General features: G+C 43.4%; 2 protein-coding genes. Both read left to right on the top strand.

Annotated elements, in window-relative coordinates; translation table 11 throughout:
- The coding region (locus GOU96_RS17740; RefSeq protein WP_324702093.1) for a LysR substrate-binding domain-containing protein at positions 1 to 270 on the top strand (270 nt) is incomplete at its 5' end.
- 572 nt (positions 271 to 842) lie between these two features.
- On the top strand, positions 843 to 1,038 hold a 196-nt coding region (locus tag GOU96_RS17745), incomplete at its 3' end, for a hypothetical protein (protein ID WP_420719710.1).

Raw genomic sequence — 1,038 nt, forward strand, 5'->3', positions numbered from 1 at the left:
GACATTCCTGTGCACGGTTTTACTAACCAAATCAGCCTGATCCTTGAGCCGGTAGCGCGCGGTCTGGGCTTTACCGTACTTCCGCGCTTTGCGGTGACCGCATTCGCCAAATCTGAATTAATCCGCGTACATCACAGTGAATCGCCGGTTATCGATACCCTCTGGGCCATTCACCGCGCCGAATGGCCGCTTCCGGCACGCTATCAGCAATTATTAAGCGACATTAAACTGCGCATTACAGAGCAAAGTCAGGCAAAAGGTGCACAATAAAAACGTCGCGCCGTGTTATTTTCCGTATATTTAAATATATGCAATATAAAAAACTAATAGGTAGTAAGTTAATAGATAAACCCAATCCCAAAGAGGGATAAAACAACAGAAAGCCAAAGAAGATAAAAGGATAAAACCACGCCAACAGTCTACCCAGCCCACAGGGCCAAACAGCAAGGAAAGCGTAATAACTGATTAAAAAACAAAGCATAAATAACACTGCAAGATAGGTATCAATATCACTGCCGTTATAGTTTTCCTACAGCAAGAAATGCTATGATTAACAGATGTAGCCATTAATTGAGAATCGCAGTACCGCGCGAGTCATCTCAACAAAAGCATTGTCTAAAAGAAGTGTGACCGCGTTTTATTTCAACATCGCAGCAATATCCAGAATAAAGGTAAGGGCTATAGCGAGCTGTTTGTACAGAATAAATTAACGTTCTGTCATAAAAATAAATATGACACGCATTATAATAAATGGACATCGACAGCGGATAGCCAAGCTCTCTCTACGCGGTACAACCCGGTACATTCCACGCACACTTTGACATTACGGTTAGCCATATAAGATGAACGAAATTGCCATCAGTATCGTGAAAACCATAGGTTGTCTGGCAACCGTAACCTTTTTTTCTATTTACAGTACGTCGGATAACTATAACTACAATTACCACTGGCTGCTGGAACTGCTGACCTTTATCTCCACAATCGCCACGCCGCTGTTCTTTGTGGTGGCCGGTTACACCGATGCCAGCACCCGCAGTG

The sequence above is a fragment of the Vibrio sp. R-1 genome, from assembly GCF_035615595.1.
Classification (GTDB): Bacteria; Pseudomonadota; Gammaproteobacteria; order Enterobacterales; family Vibrionaceae; genus Vibrio; species Vibrio cholerae.